The sequence below is a fragment of the Piscinibacterium candidicorallinum genome, assembly GCF_047549485.1.
GTDB lineage: Bacteria > Pseudomonadota > Gammaproteobacteria > Burkholderiales > Burkholderiaceae_C > Piscinibacterium > Piscinibacterium candidicorallinum.
In genome coordinates this window covers 775,566-794,101 of record NZ_CP180191.1, presented here as the reverse complement: position 1 = coordinate 794,101, position 18,536 = coordinate 775,566, and the positions used below count along the sequence as shown (strand labels likewise).

The following is an 18,536-nucleotide window of genomic DNA, read 5'->3' as shown; positions in this document are numbered from 1 at the left end:
CCGCGCAAAGAATCCGCCTCAAAAGCGCTCCCTCGCACGTCCACCACGCTCACCGCGCACACGTCATGAACCTGAATCACGACGGCTTGATGGTTTTCACGGGCAACGCCAACGTCAAGCTCGCGCAGGACGTGGCCAAGTACCTGGGTTTGTCTCTGGGACGCTGCTCGATGGGCAAGTTCAGTGACGGCGAATGCATGGTCGAGCTGCTCGAGAACGTCCGCGGCCGCGACGTGTTCATCCTGCAGCCCACCTGCGCACCGACCAACGACAACCTGATGGAACTGATCCTGATGACCGACGCGCTCAAGCGTGCCTCGGCCGGCCGGATCACCGCGGCAATGCCCTACTTCGGCTACGCCCGCCAGGACCGTCGCCCGCGCAGCTCGCGCGTGCCCATCTCGGCCAAGGTCGTGGCCAACATGCTGCAGGCCGCCGGGGTGGACCGCGTGCTGACCATGGATCTGCATGCCGACCAGATCCAGGGCTTCTTCGACATCCCCGTGGACAACGTCTACGCCGCCCCCGTGCTGCTGGGCGAGATCTGGAAGCACTCCTACGACAACCTGATGGTCGTCAGCCCTGACGTGGGTGGCGTGGTGCGCGCCCGCGCGCTGGCCAAGCGCCTGGAGTGCGACCTGGCGATCATCGACAAGCGCCGCCCCAAGGCCAATGTGGCCGAGGTGATGAACATCATCGGCGAAGTCGAAGGCCGCACCTGCATCATCATGGACGACATGGTGGATACCGCCGGCACCCTGTGCAAGGCCGCCCAGGTGCTCAAGGAGCGCGGCGCCACGCACGTCATGGCCTACTGCACGCACGCCGTGCTGTCCGGCGGTGCGGTGAACCGCATTGCCACCTCCTCGCTCGATGAGCTGGTGGTGACCGACACGATCCCGCTGTCTGCCGAAGGCGCCGCCTGCGGCCGCATCCGCTCGCTGTCGGTGGCCAATCTGCTCGGCGAAACGATTCTGCGCATTTCGCGCGAAGACTCGGTGTCCTCGCTCTTCATGGAGTAAGGCATCTGGCGTCCTCGCGCCTGACGGTGCGAGGATGCCTCGGGAGCGACTTGCTCCCACCGGCGCATGGGCCGTTTGCCATGCACCACGTTCAGACTGGTCGCGGTCGAACGTGTTGATGAAAGGACACTCAGCATGAAAATCGCTGCTGAAACTCGCAAGCTGCAGGGCACGGGTGCGAGCCGCCGCCTGCGCAATACCGGCAAGACGCCGGGCATCGTCTACGGTGGCTCGGCCGCCCCGACGCAGATCGAGATCGATCACAACACCCTGTATCACGCGCTGAAGAAGGAAAAGTTCCATTCTTCGATCCTCGATCTCGAGATCGATGGCAAGCCGCAACTGGCCCTGCTGCGTGACTACCAGATGCACCCCTTCCGCCAGCTGGTCCTGCACGTGGACTTCCAGCGCGTGGATGCTGACAAGCCGGTACACATGAAGGTGCCCCTGCACTTCTCCGGCGCCGAGAACAGCCCGGCCGTGAAGCTCTCCAAGGGCATGATCAACCACCCGATCAACGAAGTGGAAGTCTCCTGCCTGCCCAAGCTGCTGCCCGAGTTCATCGCCGTCGATCTGTCGACGATGGAAGCTGGCAAGAGCCTGCACGTCTCCGATCTCAAGCTGCCTGAGGGTGTGAGCGTGGTCATGCACGGCAAGAGCGACTTCGTGATCGCCTCCACCGTGCTGCCCGGCGGCAAGAAGGAAGAAGCCGAAGCCGCTCCGGCTGCTGCTCCGGCTGCTGCTCCGGCTGCCAAGGCCCCGGCCAAGAAGTAAGTCGCCTCAAGCCGTCTGCGGCCGCGCCCTCGCACGGTGCGCCGCAGAACCAGTCTGGCAGAAACAAAAAGCCCGCCCGGTTCTCCGGCGGGCTTTTCGTTTTGCGGGTGTGCTCGGCATCAAGCGGACGTGTGCACTGGGTGCCTGAAGAAGCGCACCGACGCTTTATTAATTCACTTTCGGACAAGTAATTCAAAGAAGATAAATGCCACTTTCCGCGCATCAGACAATCGGAAACGGCAATTTGCCCATCTCAATAACAAACACTATCGGCCAATGAAGGTCAGCGGTCCTTGCGCATCAGCGTGCTCTTGCCGAACAGGCTTTCGATCAGATCCACGGCCAGATCCGCCGTCTTGTTGCGCACGTCCAGCGCCGGGTTGAGCTCCACCACGTCCAGCGAACCCAGCAGGCCGGTGTCCGCGATCATCTCCATGCACAACTGCGCCTCCCGATAGGTCGGGCCACCGGGCACGGTGGTGCCCACGCCGGGGGCGATCTCGGGGTCGAGAAAGTCCACGTCGAAGCTCACGTGCAGATGCGTGTTCGGGTCCATCAGACCGAGCGCGAGTTCCATGGTGTGGCGCATGCCCATCTCATCGATGTAGCGCATGTCGAACACCTCCAGTCCCACTTCGTGCACGAAGCGCTTTTCGCCCTGGTCCACGCTGCGGATGCCGATCTGCCGCACCACACCGGGCTTGATGGCCGGCACTGTGCCGCCGATCTCCACCAGTTCCTTCGGTCCGTAGCCGCACAGCACCGCCACCGGCATGCCGTGCACATTGCCGCTGGGCGTGAGTTCGTTGGTGTTGAAGTCGGCATGGGCATCCAGCCAGAGCACGCGCAGCTTCTTGCCTTGCTCGCGGCACCAGCGCGCCACGGCGGAAATGGATCCGATGCCCAGGCAGTGGTCGCCGCCGAGCATGATCGGCAGATGCCCGGCGGCCAACTCCGCGTACACCGCCTCGTGCGTGGCCTGGTTCCACTGCACCACCTCGGGCAGGTGGCGGTAGCCCTCCACCGGCGGCTGCCAGGGGTTGGCCGGGCCGCTGAGGTTGCCGCGATCCAGCACCTGCAGGCCGTGGCCCTGAAGCGCGGGAATGAGCCCTGCCACACGCAGGGCCTCCGGCCCCATGCTCGCGCCGCGCGCACCCGCGCCAATGTCCGTGGGGACGCCAATCAGGCTGACGATCTTGTTCATGGCGCGCATTCTCGCAGCTTGCGCTTGTGTTCGCTCATCGCTGTCAACAAGCTGCTCTGCCGCAGCCTGCTGACAGCTTTGTGGCAGGGGCTGCGGATAATGACGAACCGATGCGCGCCCTGTTCGACCCTTATCGCAGCTTCTTCGCCCTGCCTGACGTGAAGGCCATCGTGCTGTTCACGGTGATCTCGCGCCTGCCGGTGGCGATGATGAGCTTTGCGATGCTCATGTTCCTGAAGCAGGCCCTGGGCAGCTTTGCGCAGGCGGGCACAGTGGTCGGCGCGTATTTCATTGCCATGGCCATTACCGCACCGGTGCAGGGGCGGCTGATCGACCGCGTCGGCCCGCTCTGGCCGCTGCGCATCACGGGCGTGGTGCAGCCGCTTGCACTCGCGCTGCTGATGATCAGTGCACTCAAGCGCCCGGACTTCTCCGACGCCCTGCTCCTGGCGATCGTGGGCGGCGCGTTTGTGACACCGATCACGACGCTCTCGCGCACGCTCTGGCGCCACCGCTTCGATGACGGTCCGGACCGGCGCATGGCCTTTGCCGTGGATGCCGTGTCCATCGAGCTGAATTTCACGCTCGGCCCGGCCCTCATCGCCCTGCTGCTGGCCGTCGGCAGCCCCACCTGGGCCTTCGGCGCTGCGGTGGCCTGCTCGGCGCTCGCCGTGCTGGCCTTCCTCAATTCGCCCGGCCTGAAGTACTGGAAGCATGAACCGCACGCCGAGCGCCACCTGCTCGGCCCGCTGACGATCTTGCCGCTCTGGCTGGTGTTCATCTGTAACTTCGGCCTGACCTTCAGCTTCGGCGTGCTCGAGGTGAGCTACGCCGCTGCGGCCACGCAGGCCGGCTGGCCGGCGGTGGGCGGCGCGCTGCTGGCCATCAATTCAGTGGGCAGCGCCATCGGCGGGGCGGTGTACGGCGCGATGCACCTGCGAATGCCCCTGGAACGCCAGTACGGTGCGGCCATGGCCCTGCTCGCGCTCATGGTCGGAGCGCACATGCTTGCGCCAGACGTGTGGTGGATGATGCCGCTGTCCTTCTTGGCCGGGCTGCTGATCGCGCCAGCGCTGACTGCGCAGACGCTCATGATCTCGCGTCTGGGGCCGCAGCAATACGCCACCGAGGCCTTCACCTGGTCGTCCACCTTCATCGTCAGCGGCATCGGCATCGGCACGGCGGTGGCGGGCTGGCTGATCGAGACCACTGGCTTGACGAGCGCCTTTGCATCAGCCGCAGCGCTACTCGCCGGCGCCGCGGCGTTATCGCTTTGTATGCACTCCGATCGCGCCTAGTCGCCCCGCCATACCGGTCTTGTTCGCTCAAGAGCGAACACCCTCTTCCTCCGAATGCATCTGCGTCTATGGTCTGCGCAATTCACGAAATTGAAGATGAGGGAGTGACGACAGCATGGGACTACAGGGCCTTGGCGGAATGGTGGTGGCTTCATTGCTGCTGATGTTTTTGCAACAAGCACATGCCCAGGGCAGACCATCGGCGGTACGAATTGTTTGCGAGGGCCAAGCGGCGGGCGCAGAAATCACAATCAACGGCAAGTACCGCGGCGATTGCCCGCTGGACGTCGAAGTTCAACCGGGCAACATTGAGCTGAGCGCAGTCAAGAAGGTCGATCCCTTGCGCGAGCGGCGCTTCACAACGCGCTTCGGCATCGGCGAGGCCGCGGCCAAGCGCGTGGAGGTTCAGCTTGGCCCAGTGGAGCTGAACGCTGAAGGCCGCCGCCAGGAGGCCGAGCGCCAGCGCGCGGAAGCTGAACGCCGCCGACTGGAGGAAGAACGCAAGCGCGCAGAGGCCGAAGCCAAACGCAAGGCCGACGAAGAGCGGGCCCGTGCGCAAGCCGCCGCAGCGGCGCGTCAGGCAGAGCTTCGGCGGCTGGCCGCCGAACAGGCAGACCAGCGTCGACGAGAGCGCGCCGCCGCCGTCAACAAGGGATTTGCGGAAGCAGGTTTGGTTTCAGGGGACGGCAAAGCATTCAAAGACTGCCCGGAATGCCCGGAGATGGTCTGGATTCCCCCTGGGCGCGCGCCGGCAGTACCTGGTTCGACTGAATCTCAGCGTTGGTACAACCGTTTCGAGTTGCTGGCGCCTGTTGCGATCGGCAAGTTTGAAATCACCTTCGCGGAGTGGGACGCCTGCGTTGCCGCAGGCGCGGCTGCCGGCGGCTGCAGCCGCATCCCGCCTGAGGGCGTAACCGAGGGCATGATCTTCGACAGCAAGTGGGGTCGAGGTCGCCAGCCAGTCATCAACATCTCGTGGCGTGACGCGCAGCAGTACGTCGCGTGGCTCTCGCGCCGCACGGGTCAACCCTATCGCCTGCTGTCGCAGATCGAATTCCAATACGCTTCCCGCGCGGGAGCAACAACAGTTTGGCCCTGGGGTGATCAACTCAAGGCGGGTGCTGCAAACTGCCCCGGCTGCGGCGGGAAGAGCACGGACAAGACCTTGGCCGTGGGTAGTTTCCCCGCGAACGCGTGGGGCTTGCACGACATGGTCGGCAACGTCCAGGAGTTCGTGGCCGACTGCTACGGATCTCGCTCACAAGGCAGTACGAGTGTCGCGAACTGGGAGAACTGGGTTCGCCTCGCGGAGCAGCCTGCTGACGGCTCGCCGATCGACATGTGTTCATCGGCCGTGGGGCGAGCAGCGGTCACGGACCCGGTATTCGGTAGCGTGGGCGGCAGATTCAACGCAGTTGCCAATAACTGGCTGTTGTTCGCTCAGTGGATTCCGGATTCAGCGACGTTCAACCACACCGGCTTCCGCGTAGCGAGGGACTTTGCCGTTCCTGCGCCGACCGTTGATCCCGCATCCTTGAAGCCGTATCGCGACTGTGCCACCTGCCCGGAGCTCGTCAACCTCCCCGGTGGCCGCTTCGAGATGGGCACTCCCTATCTGTCGCCCGAGGGCGCCACGGATAGCGAATACCCCTTGCGCTGGGTAACGGTCAAGCCCTTCGCCATCGGCCGGGTCGAAGTGACCCGCGAGCAGTGGGATGCCTTCGAGCGGACCCGCGCGCAAGCCACACCGGTCGCAGCACCCGTCGCCGCACCGGGCGTCAACGCAGGCAGCACGGTACCCGCAGCACCTTCAGTACCGGCCACGGCGGGCTGCGCGCCAGTGCAAGTCGGCACTAACCCCGGATCAATCGTGCTTGGCGCACCCAATCCCGGCCTGAGCACCCTGTCGCCTGGCTTCACTCAAAGCGCTGATCACCCGGCGGTATGCGTATCGCGACAAGACGCCAAGGCCTATCTCGAATGGCTCAGCGCCACGACCGGAAAAAAGTATCGCCTGCCCACCGAAGCCGAATGGGAGTACGCCGCACGCGCCGGATCAAGTGAGCGGGCGCCCTGGCGGCGCGAAGGCGCACGCTCCTGCGAATTCGCAAACCTGCGTGATCAAGCGTTCGAGCGAGCATTTGCGCAGAGCGCGAACCGCCCCTGCAACGACAACTTCGCCTACACCGCGCCAGTAGGAGCATTCAAGCCAAATGCATGGGGTTTGTCGGACATGCTTGGCAATGCAGCGGAGCACGTCGAGGACTGCTGGCAGCCGAGCTACACGAACGCGCCGGTGGACGGTTCGGCGCTCGTCGCGCCGCAGTGCACCGTGTTCGTGACGCGCGGCGGCTCGTGGTACCTGCTCTCCGGGAACCTGCTGACGCATGCTCCGGGCAGAAGCACACGCGCGCAGACCCAGCGCGATGTCGTTACCGGCCTGCGGGTGGTACGTGAACGGGATACCGCCCAATGAACGGGCGCAACCGCCGTGTCTTGCGTGGTGCGACGGCAGTACTCATGGTCTGGGCCTGCACATGGACCCTGCTGATGCCCGCGCACGCTCAGAGTGCGCTGGATCTGCTCAACATGACCGAGAAGCTCGACAAGTTGGACCGAGCGGACATGAGCGCGCACATCGAGGAGGCGCAGCGCTGCATCCAGCGCCGCAACTGGTCCTGCGTGAACAGTGCGCTGGCCAAAGCCGAGCGTCTTGCGTCGGTTCGCGAGGATCGCGACCTGGTGGCTTCGGTCCGCCAGCGAGCGGATCTTGAACTGGCTCAGCAACGGGAAGAGGAGCGACGGGAACGCGAGGCCGAGGAGGAGCGACGCGAAGCGGCAGAGCGTGAGCGCCGGCAGATCCGGCGCGAGCAGCTTGCCCAGGAGCAGCGTCGCGATGCACAGCGCCGCGCCGAGCGCCAGCGCGAACGCGACCGACAGGATGCCGAGGCCCGTGCCCGGCGCGAGAAATTGGACCGGGACAACCTGCAGCGCCTGGCGGACCACCAGCGCCGTGTGCGCGAAATGACCCTGGCCTCGCAGGAGCGGCAGCGACAACAGGCAGCGGCGGAGCTCGAACGCCAGCGCAAGCATCTGGAAAGTCGGCAGGTCGCAAGCGCCCAGGCCGACAAGGACCGACAGGCACGGCGCGAAGCCGAACAGCGCGAGGAAGAGCGTCGGCGCAAGGAAGAGGACGCACGGCGCGAACGCGAGGAGCGCGAACGTGAACAGGCACGTCTGGCCGAGGAGCGACGTCTTGCTGCCGAGCGCGAACGAGAGCAATTGCAGGCCAAACGTGAACAGGAGCGGCGCGACAGGGAGGAGCAGGCGCGCGCGCAGCGCGAGGCCAAGGAGCGCGAACAGCGCGACGCGCTCGACGCCCTTCGCACCGGCACGCGACTCGCTGCTCGCCGCTGCCCGGGGGGCGAAGGTAAGTACTACATGGTTGGGGTGGTACCGCAGTCCGCCAAAAACAAGGTCGGCTGCATCGACGTCAGCTACAGCGCCCATTGCCCCGGGGACGCCCGCGGCATCACGGGCCTGGCCCGCAACTTTGTGGGCGCGTCCGGCGACTGCTTCCTAGGCGACACCGTGACCATTTCGCCAACTCCTTCATGCCCGGTGGAGCAGGTACGTGTCGAGGTGCGCGACGTAAGAGCGTGTGGGCGTTGACGCGCTGACGGTGCGCACGCACCTTCAGTACGCAATACAAAGCATTGCTTTCCACTCGTCTGGAGCCATTCTTCAGCCATTTTGTCCTGAAGAATGGCTCTGGGAGCCGATTCAGATTTTTCGGGTCAAGACAGCCGCAGCGGCAGACTGCGCAGTCGCTGCCCCGTCAGCATGAACACCGCATTCGCAATGGCCGGCGCGATCGGCGGCGTGGCGGGTTCGCCAATTCCGCTCGGTGCTTCGCTGCTGGCGATGATGTAGGTCTCCACCTGCGGTGCTTCGTTGATGCGGGCCAGGCGGTAAGCGCCGAAGTTGTCCTGTTCGACGGCGCCGTTCCTGATCGTGACCTCGCCCCACAGCGCGGCGGTCAGGCCGAAGATCACGCTGCCTTCCACCTGCTGGGCAATGATGTTCGGGTTGACGGCCATGCCGCAGTCCACGGCGCACCAGACGCGGTGCACGCGGATGTCCTTGCCGCTCACCGACACCTCGGCCACCTGCGCGACGATCGAGCCGAAGCTCTGGTGCAGGGCGATGCCCAATGCGCGGCCCTCATCGAGCTTGCGACCCCAGCCGGCCTTCTCGGCTGCGGTGTCGAGCACCTTCAGATGCCGCGGATGGTTCCTGAGCAGATCGCGCCGGAACGCGAGCGGGTCCTTGCCCGCAGCGTGCGCGCATTCGTCCATGAAGCCTTCGGCAAAGAAGGCGTTCATGCTGTGGCCCACGCTGCGCCAGAAGCCGACGGGCACCGGGCTTTCGACGGTGACCTGCCGGTGGCTCTGGTTGGGAATTTCATAGGGCCGATCGAACAGGCCCTCGTCGGTGGTCTTGTCCGGTGTGCGGGCGGCAAAGGCTGGCATGTTGCGCTCGGAAAAGCTGTAGACCACGGATTCGCTGGCCTGCTTTGTGGCGAGCACCGCGAGCTGGCCATCGGCCGAAAGTCCCGCGCGCAAATCGGCAATCGCCATGGGGCGGTACATGTCGTGCCGGGTGTCTTCGTCGCGGCTCCAGATCAGCTGCACGGGCGCGCCGCCCGCCTGCCCGGCGATGAATGCGGCCTGACCGATCACGTCCAGCTCGAGACGCCGGCCGAAACCGCCGCCCAGCAGCGTGACATTGATCTTGATGCGATCGGACTCGATGCCCATCAGCTTGCCGAGGAACAGGTGCGCCAGACCCGGCACCTGCGTCGGCGTCCAGAGGGTGAGCGTGCCGTCTGCGAACTGCGCGGTGCAGTTCATCGGCTCCAGGGTGGCGTGGGCCAGCAGCGGCGCCGTGTAGCGCGCGGTGAGCTGCTTCGCAGCCGTCTTGAGCGCGGCCTCGCCATCGCCGCGGTCGTGGTACGAAAAGCCGGACTGTGCGGCCAGCGCGTCGCTCAGGCTGCGCTGCAACTCGAATGTGCTGAGCGTCTGGTTGCGGCCGGCATCCCAGACCACTGGCAGCTTGTCCACGGCCTGCTTGGCCTGCCACCAGGTGTCCGCAATCACGGCCACCCCGGCCTGGGCGCCGAGCGCGGCCGGCAGGGTGACCACGCGCGGGTTGCCGGGCATCTCGCGGATGGCATCGGCGTCCACGCGCTGCAGCGCGCCGCCAAAGGTGGGGCACATGCGGATGGCGGCATAGCGCATGCCGGGCAGGCGCGTGTCGATGCCAAAGGCTGCCGTGCCGGTCGTCTTGGGTGCGGCGTCGATCCGGTTGGCGGGTTTGCCAATCAGCCGGAAGTCCTTCGGGCTTTTGAGTTGCACGTCCGGCACGGGGCGCGAGAGCGCATCCTTGGCGATCTCGCCGAAGCTCACGGTCTGCTTGCTTTTTGCGACGTCCCGAGCGCGAACCACGCCGTCCTGGATCATGCAGTCCGCCGCGGCCATGCCCAGCTTGGCGGCACCTGCGGCCAGCAACATGCCGCGCGCGGTCGCGCCAGCCAGGCGCATGGGCCCCCAGGCATCCTTCACACTGGACGAGCCGCCCGTCACTTGCAGCCCGAGCGAGCGGGCCAGCTTGCCCACCACCCAGGCAGCACCGGCATGCACGCCCCGGCCGTGATCGTCCGGGTGCATGGGCAGGCTGTCGACGAGCATGGCCACGTTGCCGTAGATGTCGCCCATGGGCGACTGCTCGATCCGCACCTGCGACAGCGCGCAATCCAGCTCCTCGGCCACCAGCATGGGCAGCGCGGTGAAGACACCCTGGCCCATTTCGCTGCGCGGCACGGCGATGGTGACTGTGTTGTCCGGCGCAATGCGGATCCAGCCGTTCAGCGCAATCGATTCACCGAGATTGCCGAGATCGGCAGCCGTACCGAGGCGGCTCTTGGGCGGCATCACCCCCCAGCCCACCACCAGCACGCCCAGCGCGCCGGCACCCGCCAACAGAAAAGTTCGTCGCTTCATTCAGCCGGGGCCCTTGTGCGTGGGGCCGTCCTCGGTTTCAGGGAGGGCAAGCATACGTGCAGGGCGTCGGCCCTTGGCAGAGCACAGACTGGAGGAGTGTTACAAGCCGGGACAGGCAAGGCGGCACGCTGCGGCGCGAATTCAGCGCCCGGGGTTTGCAAAAACACCCATAAAATTCAAGGCGTTAGCGCAAGCGTGCACGCAACGCGCTTGCGCGGGGCTCGAACCGGGGCTTGATGCGCTGGACCCAGGCCCCACCTTTGCGCACGAGCGTCGGCGCCGCTGCCGATCCCGCGCTTCCAACCCAGCATCCCAGACCATGCCGATCTACGCCTACAAGTGTGACGCCTGCGGGCACACGCACGACGCCCTGCAAAAGGTGTCCGATGCCCCGCTGACCGACTGCCCCGCCTGCGGCCAGCCGGCACTCAAGAAGCAACTGACCGCTGCCGGCTTCCAGCTCAAGGGCAGCGGCTGGTACGTGACGGACTTCCGTGACGGCGGCAAGAAGACCGAGAGCGCGGACGCCAAGGCGGCCGATGCGGGCACGCCCGCTGCCACGCCGGCATCCGCTCCTGCCGCCGCGCCCGCAGCGGCGGCCCCGGCCAGCGCACCCGCTCCGGCTCCCGCTGCACCCGCAGCCCCCAGCGCGTGAGCGGCCCGGGTCCGGGCAAGGGGTGGGGCGCACGCCTGCGCCGCTGGCTGATCGCCGGCATGCTGGTGCTGGTGCCGCTGGTCATCACGCTGTGGGTGCTGGATCTTGTCCTGTCCACGATGGACAAGGCCCTGCAGTTGCTGCCGCCGGACTGGCAGCCGGACAAGCTGCTCGGTTTTCACATCCCCTACCTGGGAGTGATCCTCGTCGTCGCCGTACTGCTGATCGTGGGCGCAGCCGCAAGCAACTTTGCGGGGCGCCAGCTGCTGGGCTGGTGGGAGCGCCTGCTGGCGCGCATCCCCATCGTGCGCAGCGTGTATTCGAGCGTGAAGCAGGTCTCGGACACGATCCTGTCGCCGTCCGGCCAGGCCTTCCGCAAGGCGGTGCTGGTGGAGTTTCCGCGCGCCGGCGCCTGGAGCGTGGGGTTTGCGGTGGGCAGCCCCGGCAGCGAGATCACCGGGCTTCTCGGCACCGAGCCACAGACCATTTTTGTACCGACGGCCCCAAACCCGACCAGCGGCTACATCATCATCCTTGCGCCCGAGCAGGTGAAGGAACTGGACATGAGCGTGGACGAGGCGCTCAAGTTCATTGTCAGTCTGGGGGTGGTGGTGCCGCGCGGCGAGCCCATCCCGGCGCCCCACCACGACCCGATGCCCGGAGCGGTTCGCTAAACTCCGGCTTTCACGCCTGAAGTTTCCACACTCAAAGCGCCTGCCACCATGTTTGCGCCCGCCCGCTTCCGCATCACCGGTCCCGCCCGGTGCGCCGGCGTGCGCGCGAATCGAAATCTCAAGGGTTGAGCCGCTGGCACCTGCTCAACCCTGAAAGTTTTCGTCCCCGGTGGCTGAGCGTTCCGCAAGCAGCACCCCAAGCGCCCGAATCCCAGCTTCCACGCCTGCGCGCGGAAGCCCCACGATCCTTGAGTTCGAGAGTCCCACAATGAGAACCGAATACGTCGGCAAGATTTCCGAGGCCTTCGACGGCCAAGTCGTCACGCTGTATGGCTGGGTGCACCGGCGCCGTGACCACGGCGGCGTGATCTTTATCGACCTGCGCGACCGCGAGGGTCTGGCGCAGATCGTCTGCGACCCCGACCGCCCCGAGATGTTCAAGGTGGCCGAAGGCATCCGCAACGAATACTGCGTGAAGGTCACCGGCAAGGTGCGTCCGCGCCCGGCCGGTACCGAGAACGCCAACCTCGTGAGCGGCAAGATCGAAGTGCTGGCCCACGAGATCGAGGTGCTCAATGCCTCGGTCACGCCGCCCTTCATGCTCGATGACGACACGCTCTCCGAGACCACGCGCCTGACGCACCGCGTGCTGGACCTGCGCCGCCCGGAAATGCAGAAAAACCTGATGCTGCGCTACAAGGTCGCCATCGAGGTGCGCAAGTATCTGGACTCGCGCGGCTTCATCGACGTGGAAACGCCGATGCTCACCAAAAGCACGCCCGAAGGCGCGCGCGACTACCTCGTGCCCAGCCGCGTGCATGACGGCCAGTTCTTCGCTCTACCGCAGAGCCCGCAGCTGTTCAAGCAGCTGCTGATGGTGGCGGGCTTCGATCGCTACTACCAGATCGTCAAGTGCTTCCGCGACGAAGACCTGCGCGCCGACCGTCAGCCGGAATTCACGCAGATCGACTGCGAGACCACCTTTCTGAACGAGCAGGAAATTCGCGACATCTTCGAAGCCATGATCCGCCACGTGTTCAAGGCCTCGATCGGTGTGGATCTGCCGGCCAAGTTCCCGGTCATGAGCTACGACGACGCCATGTTCTATTACGGCAGCGACAAGCCGGACATGCGCGTGAAGATGAAGTTCACCGAACTCACCGACGTGATGAAGGACGTGGAGTTCAAGGTGTTTGCCGGCGCAGCCAACATGGACGGTGGCCGCGTGGTGGGCCTGCGCGTGCCCGGCGGCGCAGAGATGACCCGCAGCGAGATCGATGCCTACACCGAGTTCGTGAAGATCTATCAGGCCAAGGGTCTGGCCTACATCAAGGTCAACGATCTGGCGGCCGGCCGCGACGGCCTGCAAAGCCCGATCATCAAGAACATCCACGACACTGCCCTGAAGGCGATCCTGGAGCGCACCGGTGCACAGAACGGCGACCTGATCTTCTTTGGCGCAGACAAGGCCAAGGTGGTGAACGACGCCATCGGCGCGCTGCGCGTGAAGATCGGCCACAGCGAGTTCGGCAAGGCTCGGGGCCTGTCCCAGGGCGAGTGGGAGATCCTGTGGGTGGTTGATTTCCCGATGTTCGAGTTCGACGAGGACAACCAGCGCTGGGTGGCCTGCCACCATCCGTTCACGAGCCCGAAGGACGAGCACGTGGACTGGCTGGAGACCAACCCCGGTGCCTGCAAGGCCAAGGCCTATGACATGGTGCTCAACGGCATCGAGCTGGGCGGCGGCAGCGTGCGTATCCACCGCGAGGACGTGCAGAGCAAGGTGTTCCTCGCCATGAAAATCGGCGCGGAAGAAGCGCGCATGAAGTTCGGCTTCCTGCTTGATGCCCTGCAGTACGGCGCACCGCCGCACGGCGGCATCGCCATCGGCCTGGACCGCTTCGTGATGCTGATGACGGGCGCAGACTCGATCCGCGATGTGATCGCCTTCCCCAAGACCCAGCGTGCCCAGTGTCTGCTGACCCAGGCACCCAGCCCGGTGGACGAGAAGCAGTTGCGCGAACTTCACATCAAACTCCGCAACCCGCCCAGCGCGCCGACTGCCTGAGCCATCGCAAGCAGCAGTAAAAAGAGGGCACGGAGTTCCGTGCCCTCTTTGCATTGGAGGCTGCCATGCCGCTGTCGATGACCGATGACCTGATCGAGGCCCACATCCGCGCGGCGCGCGAGCGTGGCGACTTCGACAATCTGCCGGGCGCCGGCAAGCCCCTGGATCTCTATGAGGACGCGCACCTGCCCGCCGAGCTGCGCATGGCCTATCGGGTGCTCAAGAACGCGGGCTACCTGCCTGACGAGTTGCAGAGAATCAACGAACTCGCTGATCTGGAGCGTGAGGTCTTCGGTGAGATGGACGGTGCCGATCGGCGCGCCGCGCTGAAGCTGCGGCTGCTGTCCGAGGCCATGCGCGGGGACACGCTCGCCTTGCAGCAATACCGAGCGCAGCTCATGGCACAGCTCGAAGCACGGCGCGCCACAGCGACTTAAGGCGTGCGCTTGAGGCAATTTCCCTGCCATCGATAGGGAAAGCACTCAGGGTTTGCGCCTCCGGTGTTTCCCTAGATCGGCTGTAATTCAGCCGGTTGAAGGGGAGTAGCTCCAAACACGTTGTGGTCGTCAGTACGGTCGGCTTCACGCCAGACCCGGTCACAGCGGCGTCTCAATAGAACCCCGTTGCAGGAAAGCAGCCGCGGCTGCGAGGACAACGGCGGTCAAGCGGTGGCAGCAGCCATCCATCCCTGACGTGGGCGAGACCTTCAATGCGCAAGCTCGCCTTGAGCTGCTCATCCACATCCAAGAATCATCAGGGAATCTATTGCCATGACCCAGATTGGGAGTCCTTTGCTTTGGAGCGTGTTCGCGGTCCTCGTGATCATCGCGCTCATCGTCGATTTTGTTGCCCTCAAGAATCAGGGCCCGCACCGCGTGACCTTTCGCGAGGCGGTGATCTGGTCTGCCATCTGGGTGGCCCTGTCCTTCGCGTTCAACGCCGGCCTGTGGTTCTACCTGGACGGTACGGTGGGCCGTGAAGTGGCCAACGTGAAGTCGATGGAGTTCCTTACGGGCTACCTGATCGAGAAGTCGCTCGCGGTGGACAACCTGTTTGTCTTCCTGATGATCTTCACGTATTTCGCGGTGCCACAGGAGTTCCAGAAGCGTGCGCTGACCATCGGCATCATCGCGGCCATCGTCCTGCGCACGGTGATGATCCTGATTGGCGCCATCCTGATCGAGAAGTTCCACTGGATTCTGTACTTCTTCGGTGCCTTCCTGGTCTACACCGGCTGGAAGATGTGGAGCCACGGCGGCGACGAGGAGGAGTCGCTCGACGACAACCCGCTGCTCAAGTTCTTCAAGCGCTTCATCAAGGTGAGCGACAAGTACGACGGTGAGAAATTCTTCACCGTGCAGAACGGCGTGAAGATCGCCACGCCCATGCTGCTGGTGATCCTCATGATCGGCGTGATCGATGTGGTGTTTGCCGTTGACAGCATCCCGGCGATCTTCGCCATCACGACCGACCCCTTCATCGTGCTGACCTCCAACATCTTCGCCATCCTCGGCCTGCGAGCCATGTTCTTCATGCTCGCTGAGCTGGCCAACCGCTTCTCGCTGCTGCAGTACGGACTGGCGATCATCCTCGTCTTCATCGGCTGCAAGATGCTGCTGATCGACATCTACAAGATCCCCGTTGTCGTGTCCCTGGGCGTGGTGGCGACGATCCTGACGGTCACGATGTGGCTGTCCTGGAAGCGCAGCGAGCAGGAGAAGAAGGCGGCCGAGCCGAGCTGATCCGGATCGCTTTCGCAATGCATCGGGCGCCGAGACCGGGGTTTCACGGCGCACCGCGCCGTGCCGGGCGAGGAGCGAGCGCATGCTTGCGCGAGCCCCGTGCGCCACTGATTCCGCTTGTCTGGTGCGGGTTTCCAGCCATTTTGGGCTGAAGATCCGCTCCCAGAGCGGATCTTCGATGTCGGATCGGGGCTACGACGAGCCCGGACTGCATCGACGTGGCTGCCGCGCTGACGCACAATGTGCTGATGTTCGTCATCGGCACCTTCAACACCCTGAACCTTGCGCTGCCACACGCGGCCTTCTACGACAACGCGCAGCCCTACGGCGATGACGAATACGCCAAGCGGCGCGACTGGATCGGCAGCCAGCTCGATCAGCTCGGCGCGCATGTGGTGGCCCTGCAGGAGGTGTTTCATCTGAAGGCGCTTCGCGAGGCCATGGCTGCGAGTCGCTGGATGAAGGACGCGCAGATCATCGCGCCCGGCATTCCCGAGGATCATTCCGGCGCCACCTCGGAGGCACCGCTCAAGCCACGCCTGGCGATGCTCTCGCGGCTGCCGGTGATCGAGTTCACGCTGCATGAGCAGATCGCGCCGGAAGACCGTATCGCCCCGCCCGGGCTTGCGGCGCCGGAGCGCTTTTCTCGCCCGGTGCTCGAAGCGCTGATCGGCGGCCCCGCCGGCCCAATCCGCGTCATCACCGTGCATCTGAAGAGCAAGCGCCCGGCGCTTCTCGACGACGAGCGCGAGAGCGACCCCGCACACCACGCGCGCGGCATGGCGCGCAGCCTGGCCATCCGCGCAAGCGAGGCACTGGCCCTGCGGCAGATCATCGTGCAACGCCTGTGGCGCACGCGCGAGCCGCTGGTCGTGCTGGGCGACTTCAACGATCTCGTCACCTCGCCCACCACCGTGCTGGTGGCCGCCACCCGCTTCATGCGCGGCGACGAATCCCAGCGCGACTGCATGCTCTTCGACGCCTTCGATCTGCAGAAGATGCGCCAGCTGCCCTTTGCCGGCGTGCAGCGCCGCGACACGAGCTTCACGCACACGCACGAGCAAGTGCCCGAGACGATCGACCACATTCTGGTCAGCGAAGAGTTCGCGCCGTTCTCGAAGAACGCATTGGGCTGGGTGCATCGGGTCGACTACTTCAACGACCACCTCGGCCTGCGTCGCCGTGGCGAACGCGAGGCGCGCATCTACAGCGACCACGGTCAGGTGGTGGCTACGCTGCACTTCCATGGCGCCGCGCCCGCCACCGCCATGAGCCTGCCTGCAACAACCGCACCCAACGCATGAGCCGCGACGAAGTGATTGCCGTGGTGCGTCTGGACAAATGGCTCTGGGCCGCACGATTCTTCAAGACCCGTGCGCTGGCCCAGGAGGCTATCGAACGCGGCCGCGTGAAGGTGAACGATTCAGTGGCCAAGCCCAGCCGCGACATCCGCGGCGGCGAACGCATGCACATCGTCGTCGGGGAGCTGACCTGGGAGGTCGAGGTTCTGGGCGTGAACGATCAGCGGCGGCCAGCCAGCGAGGCACGATTGCTCTACCGCGAAACACCCGAGGGGGCCGCCAGACGCATGACGCAGATCGAGCAGCGCCGCCTCGCACCCGAGCCGTCCTTCGATCTGCAGGGCCGCCCGACCAAGAAGGATCGCCGCCTGCTACAACGCTGGCGAGGAGAGTGAAAAACAACCATGCGCCAGTTTCTGATTGACGCAAAGCGCATCAGCGACCAGCTCGATGCCCAGGACGCAGAGCGCGAACGCCGCGCCGCCGAGACGGCCGCCGAGCGGCACTTTGCCGACACGCAACCGATCCTGACAGGCAACCAGTTTGCGCGGCCCTTCAGCGAAGGGGCTGCCAAGCCGGTGGTGCAACCCCTCGGCCTGGCGCCTGCCGCACCCATCCTGCGTGCCGCCAGCCTGCTGACACTGGGCGCAACCGCCGCCATGGCCAACGCCGAGCGCCGCAGACGGCTTGCCGCCGCCTTTCAGTTTGAAGGTCAGGCACTGGCACATGCCCTGCCGCTGCCCGCGCGCATCAAGGGTCGCGCACTGGCCCTGCTGTTGCTGCTCGCAAGCCAGCTTGGCGTTGGCCTGGCCGCCTTCGGTAGTGGAGGCGCAGTCTTCAGCCTGGGGCTCTTGCTGATCGGTGCGGGTGGTGTCGGTGCGGTCTGGCTGATGCTGCGGGCACTGCACAGCAACGCCGCCGCTACACGCCTGGGCGTGCAGCACTTTCATCATGCCGGCGCTTTTGCAGCCGCACTGCGTGCCCATGGCAGCGTGCTGGCCGGGGTCATCCTGCTGTGCTGGACCCAGGTGCTCTGGCTGGGTGCGGTGCCGAGCTGGAAGCCCATGTGGATTCCCACGGCGATCGCTCTGGCCATCTGGGTCGGTACGCTGCCCATCGGTCACGCGTCCATGCACCACTTCCGCTGGAGCGGGCTGGCGCTGGGCCGCACCGGCTTCTCGGTCGAGCCGGGCACGCGTGAGTACTACCAGGTCTGGGCCTTTGCGCTGCCGGCCCTTTTGATTGCCACTTTGCTCGGCTGGCAAATTGCCTCAGCGATTGCACCGGATTTGTCACCCACCGGGGGCTTGCGCGGCTTTAGTGCGCAGATGGACTTTGCGCTGGGCAAGCCGCTCTGGTTTGCGCTGTGGTCCACGGCGGCCCTTGTGGCCTTGTGGCCGCTCGCCTGGTGGCTGTATCGCAGCCTCGTGGCGCCCCTGCTGGAGACACTGAGCCTGCAAGCACTGCTGGGCACCATGGTGATCGGCACCCATCCGGTGCACCTTCGTACCAGCCGCGCGGAGCTGCTGCGCGAAGCCGCCGTCTGCGGTGCGATCACCCTGTTCAGTCTCGGCCTGCTGGCCGACTGGGCACGCACGCGCATGAGCCAGTTCGTGCTCAAGCGCATCGAGCTGGAGGTGATTGACGGCTTCAGCTGGGATGAACCGGACGCGGCCCAGCATGTTCATCTAGCCGGCGTGGGTTGGTAGGCGCGCGCCGAGGCGCCTTCCGGGCCG

At 65.4% G+C, this 18,536-nt stretch carries 15 protein-coding genes; 13 read left to right on the top strand and 2 right to left on the bottom strand.

Annotated features, from left to right (window positions below; all coding sequences use genetic code 11):
• Positions 1–65 precede the first annotated feature (65 nt).
• The gene (locus ACMDW7_RS03545) at positions 66–1,022 is read left to right on the top strand and encodes a ribose-phosphate pyrophosphokinase (RefSeq protein WP_377305512.1); all 957 of its coding nucleotides are present in this window, start codon (positions 66–68) and stop codon (positions 1,020–1,022) included.
• Between the two features lie 135 nt (positions 1,023–1,157).
• A complete protein-coding gene (locus tag ACMDW7_RS03540; protein ID WP_377305514.1) occupies positions 1,158–1,796 on the top strand; it encodes a 50S ribosomal protein L25/general stress protein Ctc in 639 nt (212 codons plus the stop codon).
• A 283-nt stretch (positions 1,797–2,079) separates the two neighbouring features.
• Here the strand turns inward: ACMDW7_RS03540 and rocF are convergent, their stop codons facing one another.
• A complete protein-coding gene (gene rocF, locus ACMDW7_RS03535; protein WP_377305516.1) occupies positions 2,080–3,000 on the bottom strand; it encodes an arginase in 921 nt (306 codons plus the stop codon).
• A gap of 110 nt (positions 3,001–3,110) precedes the next feature.
• Between rocF and ACMDW7_RS03530 the strand changes: the two genes are divergently transcribed.
• From ACMDW7_RS03530 to ACMDW7_RS03520, 3 genes are all read left to right on the top strand, one after another.
• The gene (locus ACMDW7_RS03530; protein ID WP_377305518.1) at positions 3,111–4,298 is read left to right on the top strand and encodes an MFS transporter; all 1,188 of its coding nucleotides are present in this window, start codon (positions 3,111–3,113) and stop codon (positions 4,296–4,298) included.
• Positions 4,299–4,461: 163 nt separating this feature from the next.
• Positions 4,462–6,774, top strand: a complete 2,313-nt coding sequence (locus ACMDW7_RS03525; RefSeq protein ID WP_414859606.1) for a formylglycine-generating enzyme family protein — start codon at positions 4,462–4,464, stop codon at positions 6,772–6,774.
• On the top strand, positions 6,771–7,970 hold the full coding sequence (locus tag ACMDW7_RS03520; protein WP_377305524.1) for a hypothetical protein: 1,200 nt from the start codon (positions 6,771–6,773) through the stop codon (positions 7,968–7,970). The genes ACMDW7_RS03525 and ACMDW7_RS03520 overlap by 4 nt, the downstream gene beginning before the upstream one ends.
• Before the next feature lie 125 nt (positions 7,971–8,095).
• Here the strand turns inward: ACMDW7_RS03520 and ACMDW7_RS03515 are convergent, their stop codons facing one another.
• Complete coding sequence (locus tag ACMDW7_RS03515; protein WP_377305526.1) at positions 8,096–10,360, bottom strand: xanthine dehydrogenase family protein molybdopterin-binding subunit; 2,265 nt, start codon at positions 10,358–10,360, stop codon at positions 8,096–8,098.
• Positions 10,361–10,679: 319 nt separating this feature from the next.
• Between ACMDW7_RS03515 and ACMDW7_RS03510 the strand changes: the two genes are divergently transcribed.
• From ACMDW7_RS03510 to ACMDW7_RS03475, 8 genes are all read left to right on the top strand, one after another.
• Positions 10,680–11,015, top strand: a complete 336-nt coding sequence (locus ACMDW7_RS03510; RefSeq protein ID WP_377305528.1) for an FmdB family zinc ribbon protein — start codon at positions 10,680–10,682, stop codon at positions 11,013–11,015.
• 59 nt (positions 11,016–11,074) lie between these two features.
• Positions 11,075–11,689, top strand: a complete 615-nt coding sequence (locus ACMDW7_RS03505; RefSeq protein WP_377306150.1) for a DUF502 domain-containing protein — start codon at positions 11,075–11,077, stop codon at positions 11,687–11,689.
• Positions 11,690–11,957: 268 nt separating this feature from the next.
• Entirely contained in the window at positions 11,958–13,757 is a 1,800-nt protein-coding gene (aspS, locus tag ACMDW7_RS03500) for an aspartate--tRNA ligase (RefSeq protein ID WP_377305530.1), read from the top strand.
• A gap of 65 nt (positions 13,758–13,822) precedes the next feature.
• Positions 13,823–14,194, top strand: a complete 372-nt coding sequence (locus ACMDW7_RS03495) for a DnaJ family domain-containing protein (protein WP_377305532.1) — start codon at positions 13,823–13,825, stop codon at positions 14,192–14,194.
• Between the two features lie 333 nt (positions 14,195–14,527).
• Positions 14,528–15,499, top strand: coding sequence for a TerC family protein (locus ACMDW7_RS03490; RefSeq protein WP_377305534.1), 972 nt, complete (start codon positions 14,528–14,530; stop codon positions 15,497–15,499).
• A 218-nt stretch (positions 15,500–15,717) separates the two neighbouring features.
• Positions 15,718–16,803 (top strand): endonuclease/exonuclease/phosphatase family protein, encoded by a 1,086-nt coding sequence (locus ACMDW7_RS03485; RefSeq protein WP_377305536.1) that lies wholly within the window; start codon positions 15,718–15,720, stop codon positions 16,801–16,803.
• Positions 16,800–17,195: an RNA-binding S4 domain-containing protein gene (locus tag ACMDW7_RS03480; protein WP_377305538.1), complete on the top strand. Its 396-nt coding sequence runs from the start codon at positions 16,800–16,802 to the stop codon at positions 17,193–17,195. The genes ACMDW7_RS03485 and ACMDW7_RS03480 overlap by 4 nt, the downstream gene beginning before the upstream one ends.
• A gap of 9 nt (positions 17,196–17,204) precedes the next feature.
• Positions 17,205–18,509 (top strand): DUF898 family protein, encoded by a 1,305-nt coding sequence (locus ACMDW7_RS03475; protein WP_377305540.1) that lies wholly within the window; start codon positions 17,205–17,207, stop codon positions 18,507–18,509.
• Positions 18,510–18,536: the final 27 nt, after the last annotated feature.

Excerpts from the sequence above, each read along its gene's own strand:
- aspS (WP_377305530.1), top strand. The coding sequence starts at position 11,958 with ATGAGAACCGAATACGTCGGCAAGATTTCCGAGGCCTTCGACGGCCAA.
- ACMDW7_RS03510 (WP_377305528.1), top strand. The coding sequence starts at position 10,680 with ATGCCGATCTACGCCTACAAGTGTGACGCCTGCGGGCACACGCACGAC.
- ACMDW7_RS03495 (WP_377305532.1), top strand. The coding sequence starts at position 13,823 with ATGCCGCTGTCGATGACCGATGACCTGATCGAGGCCCACATCCGCGCG.
- ACMDW7_RS03505 (WP_377306150.1), top strand. The coding sequence starts at position 11,075 with ATGCTGGTGCTGGTGCCGCTGGTCATCACGCTGTGGGTGCTGGATCTT.
- rocF (WP_377305516.1), bottom strand. The coding sequence starts at position 3,000 with ATGAACAAGATCGTCAGCCTGATTGGCGTCCCCACGGACATTGGCGCG.
- ACMDW7_RS03515 (WP_377305526.1), bottom strand. The coding sequence starts at position 10,360 with ATGAAGCGACGAACTTTTCTGTTGGCGGGTGCCGGCGCGCTGGGCGTG.
- ACMDW7_RS03490 (WP_377305534.1), top strand. The coding sequence starts at position 14,528 with ATGACCCAGATTGGGAGTCCTTTGCTTTGGAGCGTGTTCGCGGTCCTC.
- ACMDW7_RS03530 (WP_377305518.1), top strand. The coding sequence starts at position 3,111 with ATGCGCGCCCTGTTCGACCCTTATCGCAGCTTCTTCGCCCTGCCTGAC.
- ACMDW7_RS03540 (WP_377305514.1), top strand. The coding sequence starts at position 1,158 with ATGAAAATCGCTGCTGAAACTCGCAAGCTGCAGGGCACGGGTGCGAGC.
- ACMDW7_RS03525 (WP_414859606.1), top strand. The coding sequence starts at position 4,462 with ATGTTTTTGCAACAAGCACATGCCCAGGGCAGACCATCGGCGGTACGA.
- ACMDW7_RS03545 (WP_377305512.1), top strand. The coding sequence starts at position 66 with ATGAACCTGAATCACGACGGCTTGATGGTTTTCACGGGCAACGCCAAC.
- ACMDW7_RS03520 (WP_377305524.1), top strand. The coding sequence starts at position 6,771 with ATGAACGGGCGCAACCGCCGTGTCTTGCGTGGTGCGACGGCAGTACTC.
- ACMDW7_RS03475 (WP_377305540.1), top strand. The coding sequence starts at position 17,205 with ATGCGCCAGTTTCTGATTGACGCAAAGCGCATCAGCGACCAGCTCGAT.
- ACMDW7_RS03480 (WP_377305538.1), top strand. The coding sequence starts at position 16,800 with ATGAGCCGCGACGAAGTGATTGCCGTGGTGCGTCTGGACAAATGGCTC.